This is a genomic window from Pelagibacterium sediminicola (assembly GCF_003390885.1).
Lineage (GTDB): Bacteria > Pseudomonadota > Alphaproteobacteria > Rhizobiales > Devosiaceae > Pelagibacterium > Pelagibacterium sediminicola.
This window is the reverse complement of sequence record NZ_QMEL01000002.1, coordinates 183361-205748: the sequence shown is the minus strand read 5'-3', so window position 1 is coordinate 205748 and position 22388 is coordinate 183361. Positions and strand designations below refer to the sequence as shown.

23 protein-coding genes are annotated in these 22388 nt (G+C 62.9%); 12 read left to right on the top strand and 11 right to left on the bottom strand.

Going from position 1 to position 22388, the window contains the following annotated elements:
• Positions 1-152: 152 nt before the first annotated feature.
• The 4 genes from DQG18_RS04200 to DQG18_RS04185 all read left to right on the top strand — a co-directional run bounded on the left by DQG18_RS04200 (position 153) and on the right by DQG18_RS04185 (position 3754).
• On the top strand, positions 153-698 hold the full coding sequence (locus DQG18_RS04200) for a TRAP transporter small permease (RefSeq protein ID WP_116652985.1): 546 nt from the start codon (positions 153-155) through the stop codon (positions 696-698).
• Positions 698-2020 carry a TRAP transporter large permease gene (locus DQG18_RS04195; RefSeq protein WP_116652984.1) on the top strand — a complete coding sequence of 441 codons (1323 nt, stop codon included), beginning with the start codon at positions 698-700 and terminating at the stop codon, positions 2018-2020. The genes DQG18_RS04200 and DQG18_RS04195 overlap by 1 nt, the downstream gene beginning before the upstream one ends.
• Before the next feature lie 82 nt (positions 2021-2102).
• Positions 2103-3128 (top strand): TRAP transporter substrate-binding protein, encoded by a 1026-nt coding sequence (locus DQG18_RS04190; RefSeq protein WP_116652983.1) that lies wholly within the window; start codon positions 2103-2105, stop codon positions 3126-3128.
• A 158-nt stretch (positions 3129-3286) separates the two neighbouring features.
• Complete coding sequence (locus DQG18_RS04185) at positions 3287-3754, top strand: GreA/GreB family elongation factor (RefSeq protein WP_157969994.1); 468 nt, start codon at positions 3287-3289, stop codon at positions 3752-3754.
• Positions 3755-3778: 24 nt separating this feature from the next.
• On the opposite strand, the gene DQG18_RS04180 is transcribed toward DQG18_RS04185, so the two are convergent.
• On the bottom strand, positions 3779-4240 hold the full coding sequence (locus tag DQG18_RS04180) for an AAC(3)-I family aminoglycoside N-acetyltransferase (RefSeq protein WP_116653368.1): 462 nt from the start codon (positions 4238-4240) through the stop codon (positions 3779-3781).
• Between the two features lie 714 nt (positions 4241-4954).
• On the opposite strand from DQG18_RS04180, the gene DQG18_RS04175 reads away from it, so the two are divergent.
• From DQG18_RS04175 to DQG18_RS04165, 3 genes are all read left to right on the top strand, one after another.
• Positions 4955-5536, top strand: a complete 582-nt coding sequence (locus DQG18_RS04175) for a c-type cytochrome (RefSeq protein ID WP_116652981.1) — start codon at positions 4955-4957, stop codon at positions 5534-5536.
• Positions 5537-5603: 67 nt separating this feature from the next.
• Positions 5604-7370, top strand: a complete 1767-nt coding sequence (locus DQG18_RS04170; protein ID WP_116652980.1) for a pyrroloquinoline quinone-dependent dehydrogenase — start codon at positions 5604-5606, stop codon at positions 7368-7370.
• Positions 7371-7468: 98 nt separating this feature from the next.
• The gene (locus tag DQG18_RS04165) at positions 7469-8284 is read left to right on the top strand and encodes a substrate-binding periplasmic protein (RefSeq protein ID WP_116652979.1); all 816 of its coding nucleotides are present in this window, start codon (positions 7469-7471) and stop codon (positions 8282-8284) included.
• Between the two features lie 4 nt (positions 8285-8288).
• Here DQG18_RS04165 and DQG18_RS04160 read toward each other — a convergent pair whose 3' ends face one another.
• The 8 genes from DQG18_RS04160 to DQG18_RS04125 all read right to left on the bottom strand — a co-directional run bounded on the left by DQG18_RS04160 (position 8289) and on the right by DQG18_RS04125 (position 15584).
• Positions 8289-8903: a zinc metalloprotease gene (locus DQG18_RS04160; protein ID WP_116652978.1), complete on the bottom strand. Its 615-nt coding sequence runs from the start codon at positions 8901-8903 to the stop codon at positions 8289-8291.
• On the bottom strand, positions 8900-9769 hold the full coding sequence (locus tag DQG18_RS04155; RefSeq protein ID WP_116652977.1) for a substrate-binding periplasmic protein: 870 nt from the start codon (positions 9767-9769) through the stop codon (positions 8900-8902). The genes DQG18_RS04160 and DQG18_RS04155 overlap by 4 nt, the downstream gene beginning before the upstream one ends.
• On the bottom strand, positions 9766-10578 hold the full coding sequence (locus DQG18_RS04150) for an ABC transporter permease (RefSeq protein WP_198669654.1): 813 nt from the start codon (positions 10576-10578) through the stop codon (positions 9766-9768). Before DQG18_RS04150 ends, DQG18_RS04155 begins: the two co-directional genes overlap by 4 nt.
• The gene (locus DQG18_RS04145; RefSeq protein WP_245958363.1) at positions 10575-11408 is read right to left on the bottom strand and encodes an ABC transporter ATP-binding protein; all 834 of its coding nucleotides are present in this window, start codon (positions 11406-11408) and stop codon (positions 10575-10577) included. The genes DQG18_RS04150 and DQG18_RS04145 overlap by 4 nt, the downstream gene beginning before the upstream one ends.
• The gene (locus DQG18_RS04140) at positions 11405-12415 is read right to left on the bottom strand and encodes an ABC transporter substrate-binding protein (RefSeq protein WP_116652976.1); all 1011 of its coding nucleotides are present in this window, start codon (positions 12413-12415) and stop codon (positions 11405-11407) included. The genes DQG18_RS04145 and DQG18_RS04140 overlap by 4 nt, the downstream gene beginning before the upstream one ends.
• Positions 12416-12542: 127 nt before the next feature.
• Positions 12543-13280 (bottom strand): ABC transporter permease, encoded by a 738-nt coding sequence (locus tag DQG18_RS04135; RefSeq protein WP_116652975.1) that lies wholly within the window; start codon positions 13278-13280, stop codon positions 12543-12545.
• Positions 13277-14242, bottom strand: coding sequence for an ABC transporter ATP-binding protein (locus DQG18_RS04130; protein ID WP_157969993.1), 966 nt, complete (start codon positions 14240-14242; stop codon positions 13277-13279). Before DQG18_RS04130 ends, DQG18_RS04135 begins: the two co-directional genes overlap by 4 nt.
• Positions 14243-14282: 40 nt before the next feature.
• Positions 14283-15584: a PQQ-dependent sugar dehydrogenase gene (locus DQG18_RS04125; protein WP_116652973.1), complete on the bottom strand. Its 1302-nt coding sequence runs from the start codon at positions 15582-15584 to the stop codon at positions 14283-14285.
• A gap of 463 nt (positions 15585-16047) precedes the next feature.
• On the opposite strand from DQG18_RS04125, the gene DQG18_RS04115 reads away from it, so the two are divergent.
• The 5 genes from DQG18_RS04115 (at position 16048) to DQG18_RS04100 (ending at position 20630) form a co-directional block, all read left to right on the top strand.
• Positions 16048-16950 (top strand): sulfurtransferase, encoded by a 903-nt coding sequence (locus DQG18_RS04115; RefSeq protein WP_116652971.1) that lies wholly within the window; start codon positions 16048-16050, stop codon positions 16948-16950.
• Positions 16951-17028: 78 nt separating this feature from the next.
• Positions 17029-18243 (top strand): YeeE/YedE family protein, encoded by a 1215-nt coding sequence (locus DQG18_RS04110; protein ID WP_116652970.1) that lies wholly within the window; start codon positions 17029-17031, stop codon positions 18241-18243.
• Positions 18240-18662, top strand: coding sequence for a hypothetical protein (locus DQG18_RS16280; RefSeq protein WP_198669690.1), 423 nt, complete (start codon positions 18240-18242; stop codon positions 18660-18662). The genes DQG18_RS04110 and DQG18_RS16280 overlap by 4 nt, the downstream gene beginning before the upstream one ends.
• Positions 18659-19243 carry a DUF6969 family protein gene (locus DQG18_RS04105; RefSeq protein WP_116653365.1) on the top strand — a complete coding sequence of 195 codons (585 nt, stop codon included), beginning with the start codon at positions 18659-18661 and terminating at the stop codon, positions 19241-19243. The genes DQG18_RS16280 and DQG18_RS04105 overlap by 4 nt, the downstream gene beginning before the upstream one ends.
• A gap of 289 nt (positions 19244-19532) precedes the next feature.
• A complete protein-coding gene (locus tag DQG18_RS04100) occupies positions 19533-20630 on the top strand; it encodes a M24 family metallopeptidase (RefSeq protein WP_116652969.1) in 1098 nt (365 codons plus the stop codon).
• 30 nt (positions 20631-20660) lie between these two features.
• Here DQG18_RS04100 and DQG18_RS04095 read toward each other — a convergent pair whose 3' ends face one another.
• Both DQG18_RS04095 and DQG18_RS04090 read right to left on the bottom strand, forming a co-directional pair.
• The gene (locus DQG18_RS04095) at positions 20661-21482 is read right to left on the bottom strand and encodes a sulfite exporter TauE/SafE family protein (protein ID WP_116652968.1); all 822 of its coding nucleotides are present in this window, start codon (positions 21480-21482) and stop codon (positions 20661-20663) included.
• A 28-nt stretch (positions 21483-21510) separates the two neighbouring features.
• Positions 21511-22386, bottom strand: a complete 876-nt coding sequence (locus DQG18_RS04090) for an ABC transporter permease (protein WP_116652967.1) — start codon at positions 22384-22386, stop codon at positions 21511-21513.
• Positions 22387-22388 lie beyond the last annotated feature (2 nt).

Below are 22388 nucleotides of genomic sequence, written 5' to 3'. Positions count from 1 at the left end.
ACAAGCGGGCGGTTCTCTACGCAATTTGATTGCCATGCTATTCTATATGTTATAATTCATAACATAATGGCGCCTGGCGCGGAACCATCGCGCCTGACGGGAGGAAGAGAGGGCCGGAAACGGGATGGGCGTTGCCGGATCGGGAGGAAATATTGTTTCATGATAACTCGCCTCTTGGGCGCATAGTCAATTTTCTGGCCATGGTGATGGCGCTGGCCGGCGGGATCGCGCTGCTGGTTCTGGTCGGCATGGTGGTGGTCAGCGTCGTGGGGCGTGCCATGATCTGGGCGGGTCTGCGCCCGATCTACGGTGATTACGAGATCGCCGAGGTCATCGTCGGGTTCGCGATATTTGCGTTCATGCCATGGGCTCATCTCAAGCGCGGCAATGCGATCGTGTCCATCCTCACCGATCGTTTCGGTCCGACGGTCAACCGCTGGATCCTGGTCATCACCGATCTGATGATGCTGGCGGCGGCGGCATTCATCGCATGGCGGCTCTATTACGGCATGCTGGACAGGTTCCGGTATGGAGAAACCACCCTGCTTTTGAGAATTTCCATGGGCTGGGCCTACGCCACCGGGTTCGTGGGCGCGGTCGTCTTCGTCATCATCGCCGTTTACGTGCTGGGGCGCAGCCTGAGCGCCGCGCTGGAAGGCAAGGACGAAGATGTCGCCACCTCCGGAGTGCAGCACTGATGAGCAGTCTCGCTATCGGCCTCATCGGCTTTCCGGTCATGCTTTTGCTCATCTTCCTCCGGGTGCCGATCGGGCTCGCGATGCTCGGGGTCGGAGTGTTCGGCATGTGGATCGTCACCGGAAGCCCCAATGCGATCCTCTCCCAGTTCAAGCACCTCACCTATACCACGTTCGCCAGCTATTCGTTTTCCGTCGTGCCGCTCTTTTTGCTGATGGGGCAGTTCGCAACGGTGAGCGGCATGTCGGCCGCGCTGTTTCGTACCGCCGCCGGCTGGCTCGGGCACCGCAAGGGCGGTGTGGCGATGGCCGCCGTGGGCGCGTGCACGGGTTTTGGCGCGATTTGCGGCTCTTCGCTCGCTACCGCTGCCACGATGGGGCAGGTCGCTTTGCCCGAAATGCGCAAATACGGGTACTCGGGAGCGCTTGCCACCGGCGCGGTCGCCGCAGGCGGTACGCTGGGCATCCTCATTCCGCCTTCGGTGATCCTTGTTATTTTCGCGGTGCTGACGGAGCAGAACATCGCAAAGCTGTTCATGGCCGCCATCGTTCCGGGCATTCTTGCCGCGGTCGGTTATGCAATCGCTATCATGATCTATGTGCGCGTTTCGCCTGAATCGGGCGGAACGCGTCCCCGCGTCCCCTATCGCGAACGCTGGCGAGACCTGGCCGGGATCTGGCCGGTCATCGCGGTCTTCTTCATTGTCATCGGCGGCATCTATACGGGCATCTTCACGCCGACCGAAGCCGCCGCCATCGGTGCGGCCGGCACGGCGGTCATTGCGCTCGTCTCGCGCACGCTCTCGCGGCGCAAGCTGACCGACGCAATCCTGCAAACGGCGTCGGCGACGGCGATGATTTTCCTCATCGTCCTCGGTGCGGCGGCGCTGAACGGCTTTCTGGCGCTTTCGCAACTGCCCCAGTTTGCGGCCGACTGGGTGTTGGGGCAGGGATATAACCCCTGGGTGGTGCTGACCGTGGTCCTGCTGTTCTATCTGGTCCTGGGCTGTGTGATGGATTCGCTTTCGATGGTCCTGCTCACCGTACCGATCATCTTCCCGATGATGTCGGCGCTCGATTTCGGACTGAGCCCGGACGAATTCGCCATCTGGTTCGGCATCATCGTGCTGATCGTTGTCGAGGTCGGCCTCATCACCCCGCCGGTAGGCATGAACCTCGTCATCATCAATTCGCTGGCCAAAGGAACGCGGCTTTCAGAGACGTTCCGCGGTGTGCTGCCTTTCGTTACCAGCGATATCGTTCGTACCATCCTCCTCGTGGCCTTTCCCGGCATCACGTTGGCGATGGTGTGGTGGCTCTATTAGGGAGCGCAACCGGGCGCGCCGGACGACCTTCACCCGACGCGCCATAACCGCATGCAAGGTCATGCGAAAAGGGAGAGATAACATGAATATCGGTAAACTGATCGCAGCGTCGTCGGTCGCTGTCATCATGACCGCGGGCACCGCGATGGCGCAGGACGTGACGCTCCGCATCCATCAGATGCTGCCCGCCCAGGCGGCCATTCCCGCCCAGGCGATCATTCCATGGGCCGAGAAAGTCACCGCCGAATCCGACGGACGCATCCAGTTCGAGCTCTATCACGCCATGCAACTGGGCGGTACGCCGGCGAGCCTTTACGATCAGGCTCAGGACGGGGTCGTCGATATCGTGTGGACCATTCTGGGCTATACGCCGGGCCGTTTCCCCAAGTCGGAAGTGTTCGAGCTGCCGTTCCTGATGACCAATGGCGTGGAAACCTCCGCCGCCCTTTACAACTACGCAATGGAGCATGCTGCCGACGAGTTCACCGGCGTACACGTCATTGCGCTCCATGCGCACGGCCCCGGACTTTTCCACACCAGCGAGCCGGTCAACGCGCTCGAGGATATCCAGGGCATGAAGATCCGCGGTGGGTCGCGCATCGTTTCCGACATGCTGGCCAATCTTGGTGCGGAACCGGTCGGCATGCCCGTGCCCCAAACCACCGAAGCGCTTTCGCGCGGCGTGATCGAGGGCACGACCGTGCCGTGGGAGGTCACACCCTCGCTGCGCATCTCGGAACTGGTGACCAACCACACCGGGTTCTCGGGCGATCGTGGCCTTTACACCCAGACCTTTGGCGTGGTCATGAACCGTTCGACTTATGAATCCCTGCCCGACGACCTGCGCGCGGTGATCGATGCCAATTCCGGCCTCGAGGTGTCGCGTGAATTTGGCCGCGTCATGGATCATGGCGACGAAGTGGGTCTGCAGATTGCCATCGATGCCGGGAACAACGTCATAACGCTGGACGAAGCCGAAACGGCCCGCTGGCGGGAAGCTGCCGAGGTGACCATCGAGGAATGGTTCACCGAGATGGAAGGCATGGGCCATGACGGCCGAGCTCTTTATGAAGCCGCCCAGGAAGCCCTCGATGCGGTGAGCGAATAATCAGGTTTCGATAGGAAAAACGAAAGGGCGCCCCGCGCGGGCGCCCTTTTTCATTCGGGAAGGCTCTCCAGCCCCGGACAAACAAAACCGGCTGTTGCCGATTGAATAGTATGGGCCTCAATGCCTATCTTAGATGGGAATGTTCCCAGGAGGGCATCATGAGCCGCGCATTCGTCAAAGAGACAGATGATATCGCCGAGGTGCAGGCACCCGAGCGCACGATAAGCAGTGCGCCGAACTACGTGACGAAGCGGGGCGCCGCGCTGATCGAAGCCGAGGTGGACCGGCTGATGGACCTGTTCAATGCCGCATCTGACGAGGAGGGCGAGGCGCTTCAGCCCGAGCTCAGATATTGGGAGAACCGCCGCGCATCGATGCAGATCATCGAGCGCGAGCCCGGTGACGATGTGGTGGGCATGGGGATGGAAGTCACCATCGAGCGCAACAAGGAGCAGGAAACCATCCGCATCGTCGGCGAGGACGAGGCGGATCCCAAGACGGGTTATATCGCCTGGACCTCTCCGCTGGCCCGGGCGCTCGAGGACAACGGGCCGGGGGACACTGCCGAATTCGAGGCGGGCGGCCGCGTGCACGAGATCAGGATATTGGCCGCAAAGCCGATCTGAGCACCTTTCCGGCTGCGGGTGGGATCAATCCCTGCCGTCCACATCGATATCGAAATGCATGACGTCCTCCCGCTGGCCGAGCCCGGTGTAAAGGGCGATGGCGGGCGCATCGCCGTAATCGGCCTGCACGTAAACGACCCAGGCGCCAAGGCCCGGCGCGAGCGTGCGCAGATGTTCGATGAGCGCTGTCGCTATGCCCTGACGGCGATGGGTTTGTGCAACGGCAAGATCGTAGATATAAATCTCGGACCGCGCGCGCTCGAACTTTTCCAGAACGTAGGCGACCAGCCCGCCGACCACGGCGGACCCATCCGTTGCGACGAGCGCGACGACATGATCTTTGGACAACAGGCCGGCCAGCCAGGCATCGGTTGGCGGTTCCGCCGTATAGGTCTCGGCGTCTTCGAAGACCTCGCCGAACAGGACATTCAACCGGCGCATTTCGGCGAGACCGGAGGAGTCCAGCCGGCGGATCGAGATAGACATCGGCAGTTCCATTCTTTTGAAGACGCCTCGCGCCCTGTTGTTTAGACCGTTTCAGGTTTTGGTGGAAACGGCCTGCCATGGCGGTCGGGGTTGGACCGCGCTGGAGTCCGGGAACGGGTCCCGGAATGACATTGATGGTTTTGGCCGATATCTGCCCCACGCTCGCTTGTCGCCCCGGGATTCATTCCGGGGTCCAGACCGAACCCGCCGCAATCGCGGGAGCCCCGACGATTCCCTCGATGCGATCGCCCGTTCATCGGAAAGTGGGGGCCCCGTATTCACCTGCGATGGGCTACGTCCGGTCAGCATCGTTTGTCGAACCGTGCAATGCCAAAACGATCCTGACAACCAGACAACAAGGACCCATAGTTCGCCGTACTGGACTTTTGGGGGATTGACTGCACGCGTTTTGCTTGCTCCCATACTGGCAAGCAGGCGCTGGAAGCGTCGGGGCTGGAAGGACATAGAAAATGTCTTTGCGGCGGCAGGAAATCAAACCTGAATATCGATCTGGAGGAGATGGAAACGGCTGTGGCGGCCTTGAAGCCCGAAGCCTTTTTCTTTGAGAAACGAAATTCAACGGACATATGTTTGCGGCACCTCGATCGCATGCGCGTGGCGCCTGGATCGTAACAAACATTCTTTTTAAGGCAGTCTCACCTGTTCCGGGCTCTTTTTTCAGATCCCGTGCGGTTTTATATTAGGAGTCAAGGATTGAGCATCCCGAAACAAAAGTTATTCTTAGGGCTGGCAGTTGCCGGTGCGCTGGTTTTTCCCGCCACGCACGCTTTTGCTGCAAGTGTATTTACCGACGAGCAGGCGACTGAAGGGCAGAAGTTCTACGATACCCAATGCGCCATGTGTCATGGCGCGGCTCTGCTGGGTCCCGACGCTCCCGCACTCGTGGGGCGTGAGGTCATGCAGAACTTCGATACCGCGCACGGCCTGTTCAGCTTCATCGTCTCGGCAATGCCGCCGCAGGCGCCAGGGGCTCTGGATGAAGAGGTCTACGTGGATATCCTTGCCTATATCCTGGAAGCGAATGGCGCCGTGGGCGGGGATGTCGAACTGACCGCAAATGAAGATGAGCTCAGGGCGATCAATCTTGCGGCCGTGACATCGGAAGCGCCGGTCGCTACGGTCGACGATGAAGCCGCTGCCGCACCGGAGGCGAGTGCCGTTCCGCAGGCTTATACGTGGGGCAAAACGCTCCCCTCGATCGAGCCGGAAGAGCAGGAAGCCTCAGGCGTCCCTCAGGCTTATACCTGGGGCACAACGCTTCCCAGCATCGATTGACCGGACCGCTCACAGCATACGGGTGAACCAGCAGGTTCCCGGAGTTTGAGTTCAATAGGAGAACTTCATGATCAAATTCACACTCAAGTCGGCCCTGGCGCTGGCGCTCAGTACGTCGGCGCTGATAGGCGTTGCCAACGCGCAAGGCGTTCGCGAGAATTACGCGCCGGTCACCAACGACATGGTGCTCGATCCCCCCGCGAGCGAGTGGATTTCCTGGCGCGGCACGATCGACAATCAGGGCTTCAGCTCGCTCGATCAGATCAATCGCGAAACCGTCGATTCGCTGCAACTGGCCTGGGCATGGCCGATGGCCGACGTTGGCCTGCAGGAAACCGCGCCGCTCATGCATGACGGCGTTCTGTTCCTCCAGACCAACAACAACATCGTTCAGGCTCTCGACGCCCGCTCGGGCGACCTGATCTGGGAATACCGCCCGGCCCTGGCCCAGATCCCGGCCGAATGGGGCTACCAGAACTATCAGTCCCGGCGCCAGAAGAACTCGATCGCGCTTTATGAGGACACGGTTGTGCTGACCACCGTCGACGCCCGCATCATCGTGCTCGATGCGACCAACGGCAAGGTTCTGCGTGAAGTGCAGGCGTTCGACTACAATGTGGGCTACAGCTACACCGTTGGCCCGATCGTCGTGAACGGCACGATCATCTCGGCGATCTCAGGGTGTTCGATCTCGGGCACCGCCGGCGGCTGCTATGTCGTTGCGCACGACTTTGAAACGCTTGAAGAGCAGTGGCGCTTCAACACGCTCGACGATCCCAGCAATCCAGAGCAGCAGGCAAGCTGGGGCGATGTGCCGCCGGAAAACCGCTGGGGCGGCACGCCCTGGGCGACCGGTTCGTATGACCCGCGCACCAACACCACGTTCTGGGGTGTGGGTATGCCCGCGCCTTACGCGGCGCTGGTTCGCGGTTCCGAAGACGGCGACACCCTTTACACCAACTCGACGCTGGCCCTCGACGCCGATACGGGCGAACTCAAGTGGTACTACCAGCACCTGCCGCGCGATGACTGGGACCTCGACAGCCCGTTCGAGCGCGTACTGGTCGACATCGAGGAAAACGGGGAAACGCGCCACCTTCTGGTTTCGGTCCCGGGCAAGAACGGTATCTTTTTTGCGCTCGACCGCGACACCGGCGAATATCTTTGGTCCCAGGAAACCGTCTACCAGAACTCGGTCTCCCGCATTGATGAGGACGGCACCGTCCATACCAATGAGGACCTGATGCTCAAGGCCCTGGGCGAAGAAGTGCTGATCTGCACCTCCGTTTCGGGCGGCAAGCTCTGGCAGGCCGGTGCCTATAGCCCGCTGACCCAGCGCTTTTACGTGCCGCTCACCGAGGCCTGTAACGTCGTCGAGGCGACCCAGACCGAGTTCACGGCGGGCAACGCGACCGGCTCGATGCGCTTTGGTCCGCGCGTTCTGCCCGAAGGCATTACCGAGGCCGGACTGGTGGAGGCCATCCAGGTTGGCACCACGCGCGATGAGGATGGCGGATGGAAAGTGCGTCAGCGCCCGTCCATGACCTCCTCGCTCCTGACCACCGGCGGTGGCCTTGTGATCGGCGGCGATGCCGGCCGTTACGTCAAGGCGTGGGATCAGGAAACCGGTGAAGTGCTCTGGGAGCAGCGCCTCAACGCGCCGGTTGGCGGTTCGCCGATGACTTACGAGCTTGATGGCGAGCAGTATCTTGTCGTCCCGACGGGCTTCAGCGCCGCTGCCAGTTCGATCTCCTCAGCCTTCCCCGAAATCCCGCTGCCTTCGGGCACCGGTAACTCGGTCTTTGTCTTCAAGCTTCCGAATTCGGATTCTTGAGCAGGGAACCGCTCTTTGCCGGACCGTTTGACAAGCCCGGCAACACGAACCGCGAAAGGGGCCACAGTGCCCCTTTCTCTTTTTGAAAGACGCGTCAGATGAAACCGTTCGTCAAAATCGCATTGACCGCTTGCGCATTGGCTGGCGTCACGGCCCCGGTGAGCGGGCAGATGTTGCCGCGCCAGCTTATCGATATGTCGAGGCCAGCGCAGGGAGACAGAATCCGCGCCTGCGTCGACGACACCAGCCCCGGAGGTCCGCTGGACCGCGCGGTGGCGCAGGCTATCGCGGACGCGCTCTTTCTCGACGTCGAATATGTCCCGGCCCTGACCGGTTTTCCGATCAATGCCGAGGGTTATCTCGCGGAGATGGAAATCCACCTCCACAATGATTGCGATCTGTTCATGGGGATAGCCGTTCAGCCAAGCTCGCCGTTTCCTGAATGGGCGGCGATGACCCGGCCTTATGCCGAGGTGCCGTTCGTTCTCGTCACCGCCAACCCCGATTATGACGCGCTGGCCGATATTCCACTGGGAAGCATGATCGGCACCGCCCTTGCCAGCCTGGGCGAACGTGTGTTCATCACCACCATGCTGCAAAGGCGGGAAAGCGAGCGCTGGAAACGCCTCCCTTACGCCGACTTCGATCTCATGACGACGCGCCTTCTGGACGGCTCGCTGCAAGGCATGGTGCTTTGGGAACCGGCCTGGACGCGTATCCTGGCCAGCAACAGCGAAGCGCGCGACCTGCGGGTGATCGCGCTCGATCCGGTGCCAACGCCTGTGGTTCAGGTGGGCGCGCTTATTTCCTCGCACGATACGTTCCTGCGCACCGAGGTCGACGCGGCAATTGAAGCGCTGACACGCGACGGCACCTTCGATGCCATCCTTGCAGAGCTTGGCCTGGGTCAGTAGTGATCTAAAGACCCGAAAAGATCGGCCATAGGACCGGGAGCAGGCGCTCGGGGGTGATGAGCCCGGCAATGAGGCAGATGACGAGTGCCGCAAGAACCGGGTTTTCAAGCTTTTTAAAGAGTTTCGCCTTGCCCGGAAACAGCGCGACAAGCAGCAGCCCGCCGGTAAGGCCGGGGAAGGGCAGGGCCGCAAGGAGGGCCGAGAGCAGCGAGACCTCCTGAAGCGTTATGATGACCATCAGCACCGCATAGCCCGCCGTGCGCGGCAGGCCGGCGGCAACCAGCGGCCGGACCAGATCGAGCAGGGGCACGAGCGCGAGGCTGACGAGGATCGCCGCCAGCGCGATCAGCGCGAGCGATGCGCGGCCGCCCCGGAGCTCGGCGGGGTCGATATGGAGGGGCCGTATCCAGCCGGTGCGGAAAAGCACCGCCATGGCCAGTCCCCACAATGAGAGATGGGCGAAGGGATTGAGCGTCAGCCGCTGCGCCCGTTCGGGCGCAAAGCTCCCCAAAAGTCTTGCCAGCAGCGCCAGTACGCCGCCATGCACCATCACGAAGATCAGCATCGCGGCGATGCGCGAAACGATGTCGACCATGGTTATATCGTGCAGGAGATTCATGGCGTGACCTCGGGGGCGAGGCTCAAGAGCACCGCCATGTCGTCCGACGCCTCCGGTTCGATATCGAGGCCGTAACGTTCGGCGATGGTCCGGAGCGTGCCGTCGCGCTCGAGTTCGGTCATGCCATCGCGCAGGGCACGCATGAGCGTCAGGTCGCCCTTCCAGAGCCCGAAGGCGAGGGGGAGCCGGGTGAAGGGGGGCTCGGGCAGCCAGACGACCCGGATATCGATTTCCCCCACCGGCACCGCGCCGATCGTGAAGCGGTCGGCGATCGCCATGTCGGCGGTTCCGGCTTCGAGTGCCGCGGCAAGATTTTCGGGGGACCGGGCAGGGACGGCGCGAATGCCCTTTTCCCGCAAAAAGCCGCTGAGGGCGAGCCGGTCCAGCCCCTGGCTCGGGAGCACCGCCACTGCTTTCACGGGCTGCGGGGATGTGTCGTCGGGAACGATGGCCGCCCATCCGCTGGTGATGCCTGTCGGCAGCAATTGCAAGAAGCCGCGCGTTGCCGTGGAATCGATGACACCTCCGGCAACGATCGAACACTGGGCGCGCGTCAAGCGCCAGTTCCTCGGGTTGAAATCCTGGCCGATGGCGGGATTGTAATTGAGGTGCAGCCTCACATTCAGGTGCCCGGCAAGGTGCTGGAGCACCTCGATGTCATAGCCCGGCGCGCGCGCATCGCCGGTGACGAGCGGGGGCGCGCTTTGCGGCACACAGACCCGCAAGGTGCCGCCACCGCGCATCACATCGAGCGATGTGTCGGGCGGCAGGAAGGTTGCAAGATAGAGCAATCCCGCCACGGCGATAATGTTGATCGCACCTGCCAGCCAGCGCGGGCGTTTCCTGATGGGCCGGGGAGAACTCATCGGCGCCGGAAATCGAAAAGAGCGCTCAGAAAGAAGACGACCGTCATTCCTCCAATCACCATCGGCCCGAGCCGGGGATCGAACTGGTGGAAGTTGATGAGAACGCCGCGCAGCGCATCGACCGCGTAGGTGATCGGGTTGATCTCGACGAGGAACACCAGCCATTCGGGGTAAAGGGCAACTGTCTGGGCGCGCGTCAGGGAGGGGTCGAGCGGGAAGATCGAGGAGGAACAGAAATAGAGCGGCAGGATGATGGTATTGGAGAACACCCCGAACCCCTCGAAACTGCGCACCCGCGCGGCCAGAATGACGCCGAACGAGGTGAGGCCGAAGGAAAGCCCGAACATCAGCAAAAGCGCAAGCGCCACCTGATCCCAGCTCAGGGTGATATCGGCGAACCGGGCGAGGATCAGAACGAGCGCACCGTGCCCCGTGGCGACGGTGCTGCCGCCGAGGATCTTGCCGAGCAGGATGATCCACCGGGGCACCGGCGAGATGAGGATCGCCCGCAGGAAGCCGAACTCGCGGTCCCAGATCACCGACACCGCGAACTGGATCGAGGTGTACATGATGTTGAGGACGATCACCGCCGGGAACAGGAATTGCAGATAGGTGTAGGGAATGACGAAGCGGACCTCGCCATAGACCTCGCCGCGAAAATAGGGGTTGAGCCCGATCCCCAGGATCAGGAGCCAGATGAGGGGCCGCGAAACGCCGCCGATCAACTGGCCGCGATCGCGGACGGCGCGCATCACCTCGCGCAGCCAGATGCCGTATAGACCGCGGCCTATGTGCATGAACCTGCTCATGAGACGCGCTCCCCGGCGCCCCGGCCATAAAAATCGGAACCGGGATCGTTGAGAACCATGTCGCGCAAGCTGTCCCAAAGGTGGGCGCGGAGCCGGGTGAACTCGGGATGGCTGCGCGGGTCTTCCGACAGGCGGTCGGGGGGGAAGGGCAACTCGATCGTTTCGACGATGCGGCCGGGGCGAGGTGACATCAGGAATATCCTGTCGCCGAGCAGCAGGGCTTCGTCGACGCTATGGGTGACAAAGAGCACCGTTGCCGCGCGTTTGGTGGTCAATTGCAGCAACTCGGTCTGCATGAGTTCGCGCGCCTGCGCATCGAGGCTGGCAAAGGGCTCGTCCATGAGCAGGATATCGGGTTCGCGCGCAAGGGCGCGCGCCAGCGCCAGCCGTTGCTTCATGCCGCCCGATAGCGCGCCGGGATAGATATCCGCGACACGGGAAAGCCCCACGAAGCCGAGAATTTCGTCCGCCCGTTCCCGCCGGCGGGCCGGCGGCAGGTGCGGCAGTGCAAAGGTTATGTTATCGCGGGCCGTCTTCCAGGGAAGCAGGCGAAAGGACTGGAAGACCATGGCGGTCTTCTGGCCGGGGACAGGGGGCGCGCCAGCCAGCAATACGCGCCCTTCCGTCGGTTTGATAAGGCCGGCAGAGAGCGAGAGAAGCGTCGTCTTCCCGCAGCCGGATGGCCCGAGGAAGACGACGAACTCTCCCGGAGCGACCGACAGGTCGATCCCGGTAACGGCAGGCTCGCCCGCTCCATAGCTTTTGGAGACGGCCTCGAACCGCAAGGCAGGTTCGCTGACCATGCTGTGGGCGAGCCCGAACGTCATCATTGCGCCTGACTGCCCGCCGATGCGGTGCCGATCTCGGCCATGACATCTTCGAGAACCGAAAAATCGGCCCAGTCGTCCAGATCGAGGGCGGGAACGTCGGCGAAATCCTCGGTGTCGTAGATCCAGTCCGCCGTGAACTCCAGTTCCTCGGGCGTCATGCCGCCATCGACCGTCCAGCTATCGACAAAGCTGTCCGCAAGAAATTCGAGTTCCTCGCGCGCGATGTGGGGCAGGGCTTTTTCCATCGCGTTGACCCAGGCTTGGGGATCGGCGGCAAAATCTCGGGAGATTTCGACCAGTGCGCGCGTGACCGCAACGACATCGTCGCGGCGTGTTTCCAGCACCTCGGCGGTAACGGCGTTGACCTTGGAGATCACCGGGGCGGCCCGGTAATAAGGGTCCTGATCGATAAGGACGTGGATGCCGTCCTTATCGGGGATGGAGAGAAAAACGCCGATCGACATGGTCGTTGCATCGATCATGCCGTTCAGGAGGGCTTCGGCGCGCACATTGGGCTGCCCGATGGAAACGAACTCCATCGTCCCGGTGTCCAGCCCCTCGTTCTGGAGAACCTTGGAGCTGAGACTATGGTCGAGACTGCCGACGCGTCCGATGCCGAAGACCCGTCCTTCGAGCTGAACCGGTTCGGTGATCTCGTCGCGCGCCGCGATGATGAAGGGCAGGGCCCTGTTGGGCGAACTGACGGCGGTAAGCTCAACGCCCTGCGCCACGAGTTGCAGGAGCGCGTCGGTCGAAACGTTCGCCATCTCCCCCTCGCCGGCCCGCAAGGCGGCGAGCGCCGAGGGTGTCTGCTGCACGCGGATGAGTTCGACATCCACCCCGGCGCGCTCGAAATAGCCTTCCTGCAGGGCCAGATCGAGCACCGAATTGGGCACGAGCGGGGGTTCGAGATGCGTGACGATGATCCTGAACGGCTCGGCATTGGCGGCGGGCGCCAGAAGAAGCGCCGCAATCGTGGTAAAAACGGAAAGGCTGAGCTTGTTCATTTCTCTCTCCTGTAAAACGAAAAACCAGAACACTCCTGTTTTGACGGAATCAAAACAGGAGTTCTAAGTCTTTGTTATATCGCGTTTCCGAACCGAATAAGTGGCGTCCACTTATTCTGGAAACGCTCTAGCTGGAGCGCCAGCGAACCAGATGGTTCTCAAGAAGGCGCAGCGCTTCCGTGACGATAACGCCGATCAGGGAAAGGGTCATGACGATCACGAAATATTCCGCCATCCTGAACGTATTGCCATAAAGTGCAAGCAGGCCCCCAAGACCGCGCACGGCGGTGTAAAGTTCCGCGACGACGGTATTGATCAGCCCGATGGTCGCCGCAAGGCGCAGGCCCACCACCAGAAAGGGAACGGCGCCCGGCAGGATCACATGCGCAAAGATGCGCATGCCGCCCGCCCCGGTCGAACGCGCCATCTCGATGAGTTCGGAATCGGCGTTGGTAACCCCCACATAGGTGTTGATGATGACCGGCATCACCGCGCCCAGAAAGACGATGAAGGTCTTTGCCTCGACGCCCAATCCCAAAAGGAGGATGATGAGGGGGATGAAGGCAACGCGCGGGGTCGCCGCCAGCCCGTAGACGAAGACGTCCAGCGCGCGGCCGAGCGGTCGGAAAGCGCCCATCAGAACCCCGATCACGGTGCCGGCGAGGGCGGCAAGTCCCAGTCCGGTGCCATAAATGGTGAGACTGTCTCCAAGCGCGGTCCAGAGCTGGCCGGATTCCCACAGGCGTTGAGCCGCCTGCAAGGTGGCTTCGGGCGTGGGAATGATGCCCCGGGGGGCGTAGACCGAAGCGAGGGCCCATGCCATGAAGAAAATGACCAGCACGCCGATGCGGGAAAGCGCGGTCATTGAACCCCGGCTGCTTTCTTGGGCGCTCCGGGCGTGCGCTGGTCGATCTCGCGCCCGGTCAGCGCAAGAAAGACGGTCGCAAGGCTCGGCTCGTCGATCTGGATTTGCCTGAGGCGCGCACCGAAGCGCCCGAGGAACGCATCGAGCATATCCCCCGCTCCGAGCGTGATGCCGATCCGGCCATCCGCCAGCGGCATCGCCTCGGGATAGGCGGCCATCAGTTCCTCTTCGGTCGTTGCGTCGCGCGGGAGGCAGCGGATCATCGAGGTGCCGTGGCGGCTCTTGAGTTCGTGCGGCGTGCCGGACGCGATGAGCCTGCCCTGATCGATGATGTAGATATAGTCGTGGTCCTCGACTTCCTCGACGTAATGGGTGGTGATGACCTGTGTGAGATTGTCGCTTGCGCGCAGGCCCTCGAGATAGGACCAGATCCGCGCGCGCGATTGCGGGTCGAGACCGGTGGTCGGCTCATCGAGAAACAGGATGCTGGGCTGGTGCATCAGGGCGCGCGCGATTTCAAGGCGCCGCTTCATGCCGCCCGAAAACGTCCTGACGATCTCGTCCCGCCACGCATCGAGCTCGACAAGTTCGAGAACCTCGGCAGCCCTGCGCTTCCGCTCCCGCCGCGAAAGGCCGTAGATGAGGCCGTGAAAATCGAGATTTTCCCAGGCCGACAGGCGGGTGTCGAGGCTGGGGTCCTGAAAGACGGCGCCGATCTTGCGCCGTACGGCATCGGGCTGGCGCGCAAGGTCCATCTCGCCAAGCATCACGCGCCCGCTATCGGGGGTGAGCAGGGCGCAAAGGATATTCATGAGCGTGGTCTTGCCCGCCCCGTTGGGCCCCAGAAGGGCAACGCTGCTGCCATCGGGCACGCTCATGTCGATATTGCTGAGAACCGTGCGACCTGCGAAGGCGTGGCTAAGATTGGTGATCTCGATCCCGTTCGCCGACTCTGTACCCACTGTGACCGTTCCTGTTCCTTCCGGGACTGTGGCCTGATGGTCAGGCCCCGGTAACCCGCCAGATGACATCGCCCACATCGTCCGCCACCAGCACCGAACCGTCCGCCGCCTGCGCGACGCCGACCGGGCGGCCATAGGAATATTTCTCGTCCGGCGAGAGGAACCCCGTAAGGATATCGCGCGGCATGCCGACGGGTTTGCCATTCTCGAAGGGGACGAAAGCGACCTTGTAACCCGAGAGCTTGGACCGGTTCCACGAGCCGTGCTGGCCGATTGCCATGCCGGCGGGAAAGCCCGGAAGCGTGCCTTGCGGCAACCAGCACAGCCCGAGGGAAGCGGTATGGCCGCCAAGGGCGTAATCGGGTTGCAGCGCCGAGGCCACTTTTGCCTCGTCCTGTGGCACCCGGTCGTCCACCACCCGGTCCCAATAGCAATAGGGCCAGCCGTAAAACCCGCCATCGCGCACCGAGGTGAGATAATCGGGCGGTGTCTCGTCGCCCAGCCCGTCGCGCTCGTTGACGACGGTCCACAACATGCCCCCTTCGGGCTCCCACGCCATGCCCACAGGGTTGCGCAAGCCACCGGCGAAAATGCGCGATTGCCCGGTTGCAAGATCGTATTCGTGGATGCAGGCGCGGTTCTCCTCGGCTTCCATGCCCTCATCGGCGATATTGCTCAACGACCCCACGGCGACATAAAGCTTCGTGCCGTCCTTGCTGGCGATGAGGTTGCGCGTCCAGTGCCCGCCCGGAACGAGATCCATCAGCTTTTGGCCGGGGGCCGTTATTCTGGTCGCGCCCGCATCGTAGGGATAGGCAAGGAGCGCATCGCTGGCGCCGATGTAGAGCGTGTCTCCGATCAGGACGATGCCGAAGGGCTGGCGCACATTTTCGATATAGGCGTGGCTTTGCTCGGCCACCCCGTCGCCATCGGCATCCCGCAACAAGGTAATGCGGTTGGGGCTGGCACCCGCCGCCCGCGCCCGCTGCATCGTCGCCGTCATGGCATGATCGAACAGGTCGCGCGGCGCGCGGGTCTCGCCCATGGATTCCGCCACTAGAACATCGCCATTGGGCAGGAGGTAGAGATTGCGCGGATGCACCAGATCGCGCGCAAAGGCATTGACCTTGAGCCCGGCGGCAGCGACCGGTTGATGCTCGCCTTCCCAGCCTCTGGCGGTCGGCATCTTGAGCGTGGGGATTTTCCCTTGCGGCTTGGCCTCCGGGATTTCCGGCGCCGTGCCATAGAGCGGTTGATGGGGGGCTTGTCCCGAATGACGGACGGTAACGGCGATCTGGCCGACAAGGGCAACGAGGCGGGCAAACAGGGAAGGTTCGGCCATGACTCACTTCTGAAAACTGGAATGCAGGGAGGCTTTTTAGAACGCTAAAGGCTTTGCGCGGCCAGCGCCAGAGGGCAGGGGAGATATTACAGGGCAATCGCATATGCTTCGGCTTTCGCCGAATCCCCCCTCCCCTTGCTGCGCTCGTAAGGGTCCACTGGACCCTTGCGTTCCGGCGATGCCGGAACCGCTTGCAAGTCCCCCACAAGGGGGGAGGTGCTGGCCTTGTGCGTAGGGAAGTTCCCAAGAAAAGGAAGCACCCTCCCCTTGATGGGGAGGGTTGGGGAGGGGTGAAACCACAAGCGCAGATTCATATGCGATGGTCCTGGGAGATATTGCATGCTCAACGGCGCCGACTTCGTGGGAGTCTTTTCCGGTGAGGCGCGGAACTTTAGCCGTCAAAACCTCGCGATGGGAGAAGGCATTTGCGATGGTGTGGCCACATTTTTCCTGGAGAGCAAATATGCGTCTGGCGTTCACTGCCCTTGCCGTCGCCGCGGCCTTCACCGCGCCGGCTTTCGCCCAAACCGAGATCACACCGCTGGTCGATGCCCAATGGCTGACCGCCAATGCCGGTGCCGAAAACCTCGTCATTCTCGATATTCGCGACAATATCGAGGGAACCGATCTTGGCGATCTGCCCTATGTCGCAAACTCGGTGGTCGCGCCCTACGCGGGCGCCGGCTGGCGCACCGAGCTTGACGGCGTACCGGGCATGATGCCTCCCGTCGAGCAGATCACCGCGCTGATTGCCGGGCTGGGTATCGACAATGACGACCATGTGGTGATCGTGCCCTGGGGCACCGATTCCTCGGAAATCGGCAGCGCGACCCGCGTTTACTGGACGTTCAAATATCTCGGCCATGACGAGGTTTCGATCCTCGATGGCGGCTGGCGCCAGTACGATGCCGCGGGCGGAGAGCGCGTGGCCGAACTGGCACAGCCCGAGCCGGCCGAGTTCACCGTCGATCTTCAGGAAAACCTTCTGGCCACCACCGACGAAGTGCTCGCCGCGCTCGAAAGTGGTGTCGCCCTGGTCGATGGCCGTCCGCTCGAACAGTATGAAGGTCAGTCCAAGAGCCCGGTCGTTGCCTCGCTCGGCACCATCCCCGGCGCGGTCAACATTCCGCACTCGAACTTCTACAGCGCCGAATACGCCCGCTTCGCCCAGCCCGAAACGGTCGCCGCGCTGGTCGAGGCGGTGGGTGTGACCTCGGACGAGGAAAACATCAGCTTCTGCAATACCGGCCATTGGGCGTCCGTCGCCTGGTTCGGTCTTTCCGAAATTCTCGGCAACAAGCATTCGTCCATGTATGATGGTTCGATGGCCGAGTGGACGGAGGACCCCGCGCGCCCTCTGCAATAAACCCAGACGGCTTTTTTCCCGATCTTGCAGATGCCCCGGCTCCGGGGCATCTGTGTGTTAAATCACTGAAAGTTTGAAATGTCCGACATCGCTCTGGATCGTCCCGATTACCTGCCTGCGGCTATCTCCGACCGCGCGCCGACGCTGGTCGCCGCCCTTGGCTTGCTGATCGGTTTCATCGCCATTTCCCTGCTTGTCGACCTGCGCCAGGCGACCCTGTTTGCCATCGGCGGCGGGCTGGGCGCGGCGCTCTATCATGGCTCGTTCGGCTTTACCGGCGGCTGGCGCCGCTTTGTCGTCGAAAAGCGCGGCCGCGCCATGCGCGCCCAGATGCTGATGATCGGGGTGGCCGCCATCGCCATGATGCCGCTTCTGGCGGCGGGCAATCTCGGCGGCCAGCCGCTGGTCGGCGCGCTGGCGCCCGTGGGCGTCTCGGTGGTGATCGGCGCCGCGATCTTCGGGCTGGGCATGCAACTGGGCGGCGGCTGCGGCTCGGGCACGCTCTTTACCGTGGGCGGCGGCTCCTCGCGCATGCTGGTGACGCTGGTCTTCTTCATCGTCGGCGCCGTGATCGGCACCGCGCATCTGCCCTGGTGGCTGGCTCAGCCTTCGCTGCCCGCCATCAGCATCGGTGCCGAACTGGGCGTCGGCTTCGGCCTTGCGGTGACCATCCTCGCCCTTGCGGTGGTGGCGCTGGTGACCGCAGTCGTCGAAAGACGTGCGCATGGCGATCTCGAACCCGAGCCCGCCCCGCGCCGTCCGGGCTGGTCATGGCTGCTTTATGGTCCGTGGCCGCTGGTCGGGGCAGGGCTGATCCTCGCCATCCTCAATATCGCGACGCTGCTGGTCGCGGGGCACCCCTGGTCGATTACCTATGGGTTTGGCCTCTGGGGCGCCAAGGCCGCTGATGCGGTGGGCATTCCGGTGGCAAGCTGGGAGTTCTGGACCTGGCCCGCGCAGGCGCAGGCGCTCTCCAGTTCGGTTCTGGCCGACAACACTTCGGTGATGAATTTCGGCATCATCCTCGGCGCGGGTCTTGCTGCCGCGCTAGCCGGGAAATTTGCTCCCAAGGCCAAGATTCCGCTCCGCTCGTTCCTTGCGGCGGCCATTGGCGGCATCCTGATGGGATATGGCGCCCGGCTTTCGTTCGGATGCAATATCGGCGCGCTGTTCTCGGGCATCGCCTCGGGCAGCCTGCATGGCTGGGTCTGGTTCGCCGCTGCTTTCGTCGGCTCGCTGGCCGGCATCTGGGCCCGCCCCTTGTTTGGACTTGATGGATTGACCAGGAAATGACGACCGGACGCAACACCCTGCTTTTCGGCGTGGCGCTGGCCGCCGGCACCGTGGCGATTGTCGCCGATCACCTCACCAACCCCATGCCGCGCGCGCAAACCGCCGTGGTGCAAACCGGGGCAGGGGGCGCTGCGCCCTGTGCCGCAGGCGCCCCCTGCGCCGCGGGCGCGCCCGTTGCGGCGGCCCCTTGCGCTGCCGGGGCGCCGGTCGCTGCCGCACCCTGCGCGGCTGGTGCTCCGCTGGCCGCCGCGCCACCCCCACCGGCCCCGATGCCACAGGCAGGCGCCGCTCCCGCATTGGCCGCGCCACCGCCGCCGCCCGCACCCATGCCGCAGGCGCAGCAACTCGCACCGCCTCCGCCGGTCCCCGCGCCTCTGCCGGAGGGTGCGGTGGAGGCTCCCGATCTCGTGGTGAACTGATGAGCGAGGCACGCGAACAGGCCCGGCGCGAAATCGCCTTCTGTGAGAGCGTGCTCGCCAAGGGCGGCCTTTCCGTCCTCACCGAAACCCTGCGCGATGCGTCCGATCTTTCGACCTGGACGCATTACCCCAAGGACGATGTGTTCGATCCGCAAACGGGCGCGCAGTGGTTCTACCACTCCCACCCCGCCGACGACCCCGACGGGGCGACCGAGCACGGCCATTTCCATTGCTTCGTACGTCCCGATGGGGCGGATGGGCCCATCCATCACCTGATCGCCGTGGGGGTCGATCCCTACGGCAAGCTGGTGCGGCTGTTCACGGTCAATCAATGGGTGGTGGGCGACGACTGGCTGGACGCCGAGCCAACCATTGCGCTGCTGGACAAATTCGACGTCCACATGCCGCGCCCGTCCTATCTGGTCAACCGCTGGCTGACTGCGGTGCTCGCCGCCCATGAAGACGAAATCGCCAACCTCATCCGTGAACGCGACCGCACATTGAACGCACATAAGCCAGCAACGGGTGTGCAGGTGCGAGAGGATCGGGCGCTCGAGGTGACGTCGGAATTGCGGTTATAGGGCAAGGAATGCGATAGGGCCGAGGCGACCGCTCTATCGCGCCTTCTTCTTCCGATGCCTCCCGCTAATTGCAGTCTCCCAAGGCTCGCCATTCCACCCTGCTACCGCTTGACCCGGGCAGTTTAACCCTCCAAGATCGCTTGCGGAACGCTCCCATCGGGCCGGTATTCGGTGAACATCCACGACCATCTTAGACAACCCTGTCAGTTCCATTTCCCCACCCTGGACACGATGCAGCGCTCCTTGTCTGCCGCCCAGGAAATATCCCACCCACAAAGGTTATCTTGCCATGGATTACGCTCACCGGATCGACAAACTCGCCCGTCTGCTGGACGACGAAAAGTGCGAAGCCATGGCGTTCGTTCCCGGGCCCAATTTCTTTTATCTGACCGGGGTCGATCTGGCGCTGATGGAGCGTCCGACCTTTCTCGTCGTTACATCGGACGCCCGGATCCATGCGATGATCCCGGCGCTCGAACGGGATAGATGGGCGGCGCACATGCCGCAGGCCAGAACGGTCTATTGGCAGGATGCCGAGGGCTACGAGAACGCAATCGGCCAGCTCGCGGCAGGGCTCAAGGTCAAGGCGCTCGCGGTCGAGGGCAATCGTATGCGCCAGTTTGAAGCGCAGGCTCTGAGCCGGGGTTTTGCCTTCGATGTCGTCGACGGCACCGCCATTGTCAAACCGCTGCGTCTTTCCAAGGACCCTGTGGAAATCGAGGCGATCCGTCATGCCATAGCGGTCAGCGAAGCCGCGCTGACGGCAACGCTTTCGCAGATCGGGGCGGGGATGAGCGAAACCGATATCAGGGCCCGGCTGGTGATCGAAATGCTCATGCGCGGCGCGGACGGGCCGGGGTTCGACCCCATCGTTCTGGTGGGCGGCGCAGCCGCCGATTGCCACGGCATCCCCTCGGCCGAACGGATTCTCAAGCCCGGAGATGCGCTGCTCTTTGATTTCGGGGCGAAGGTCGATGGCTACAGCGCCGATATCACGCGGACCTTTTTCTGCCAGCATGTATCCGATGCCCACAGGCGGTTCTACGATGCGGTGCTCGAGGCCAACCGGATCGGTTGCAGCATGGTGGCGCCGGGCGTCAGCGCCAACGATCTCGACAAGGCGGTGCTGGCCCATTTCGAAAATGCCGGATACGCCGCCAATATCCGGCACAAGCTCGGCCACGGCCTTGGCCTCGATATCCACGAAGCGCCGCAATTGATGGTCGGGAACCATGAGGAGCTTGCGCCGGGCATGGTGATCACCATTGAGCCCGGCCTCTACGAACCAGGCGCCCTGGGCGTCAGGATCGAGGACGACGTGCTCGTAACCGAGACCGGCGCCAGCATCCTGACCCAGTTGCCGCGCGAACTCACCTTCGTGGGATAAGGAAAGGAGTGGCCGGATCGGCCGCTCTTGTCAGCTCAGGATCATCCGCAAGGCCGTGATCAGCAGGAAGGCCGCGAAGGCGGATTTGAGCACGCGGGCATTGAGCGCATGCGCGAGGCGTGCGCCGAACGGGGCCATCATATAGCTCACGGGAGCAATGATCGCGACCGCGGCGAGATTGACATAGCCCAGGCTTAAAGGCGGCCGGGCGGGAACCGACCACCCGCTCCAGATAAAGCCGAGAACGCCCGGCACGGCGATCAGCAGCCCCATCGCCGAAGCGGTGCCGACGGCCCGGTGAACCGGAAAGGAGAACGCGCTGAGCGTGGGCACCGACAAGGTGCCGCCTCCGATCCCCATCAGCGAGGACACCAACCCGATCGCCGATGCAATCGCGCGATTGACGATCTTGCTTCCGGGCAGATGGTCCGCGACCACGAGCGTTTTGGGAATGGCCATGTTGATGGCGACAAGGATTGCGACCGATCCGAACACGAGCCGCAACCCGTCACCGGAAATCACCTTGGAAAGCCCGCCCCCGATAAGCGCCCCGACGACAACAGCAGGCCCCCAGAGCTTGAGCAGATCGAGATCGACCGTCCCCCGCTTGGAATGCGCACGCATCGAGGAGAGCGAGGTGGAAATGATGGTTGCGAGCGACGTCGCGACCGCCAGATGGCTTGCGATGCCGGACGGAAAATCAAGCGCGGTCAGAACCCAGAACAGCGCCGGGACGATAACGATGCCACCCCCGACCCCGAGCAGGCCGGCCAGCAGGCCACCCACGGCGCCTGTTGCGACGAGACCGGCGAACAGCGCCAGGAGGACGGGCAGATCATAGTGAAAAGTCATAATCGGACTCGTTGAGCGTTTGCCGCGATCAGGTCTTGGACCGCGGATCAAAAGCGTCGCGCAGACCATCCCCCAGAAGATTGAAGGAAAGCACGGTGAGGAAGATGATCATCCCGGGCCAGAGCGCCATCCAGGGCGCGTTGGACAGGAACCGCTGGGCGCTGTTGAGCATCGAGCCCCAGGAGGGCGCAGGGGGCTGCTGCCCCAGCCCCAGGAAGGACATGCTTGCCTCGGCGATGATCGCGGTGGCGATGGTGATCGTTGTCTGCACCAGAAGCTGGGGCAGGATGTTGGGCAGGACGTGGCGCAATGCGACGCGCCAGCCCGGATTGCCGACCGAACGCGCCGCCTCGACATATTCTTCCGAGCGCAGCGAAAGGACCTGACCGCGGGTCAGCCGGATAAAGAGAGGCGTGGCGGTGATCCCGATGGCCAGCATGGCGTTGGTGAGGCTGGGCCCGAGAAAGGCGGCAAAGGCAATCGCCAGGATCAGAAATGGCGTGGCGAGCATGGCATCGGTGAACCGGCTGATCACGCCGTCCACGAGCCCGCCGACAAACCCGGCGGCAAGCCCGAGCGGCACGCCAAGGGCAATGGCAATGCTTACCGAGATCACGCCGGCCATCAATGAGGCTCTGGCGCCGAACACCAGGCGCGAAAAGATATCGCGTCCGCTCTCGTCCGTCCCGAGCCAGTATAGAGCCGATGGCGGCTGACGCACCGCCGTCCAGATCTGTGCCGCAGGATCGTAAGGCGCCAGAAAGGGTGCAAAAACCGCGACGAACACCACGATGAGCACGACGACGAGCCCGAAGACAGCGCTCTTGGTCTTTGAAAACCGCCGCCAGACCCGGCTTTCAAAAAGCTGCGAGAACGGAATGTAGGGGATTGCAGGCTGGGCCATTA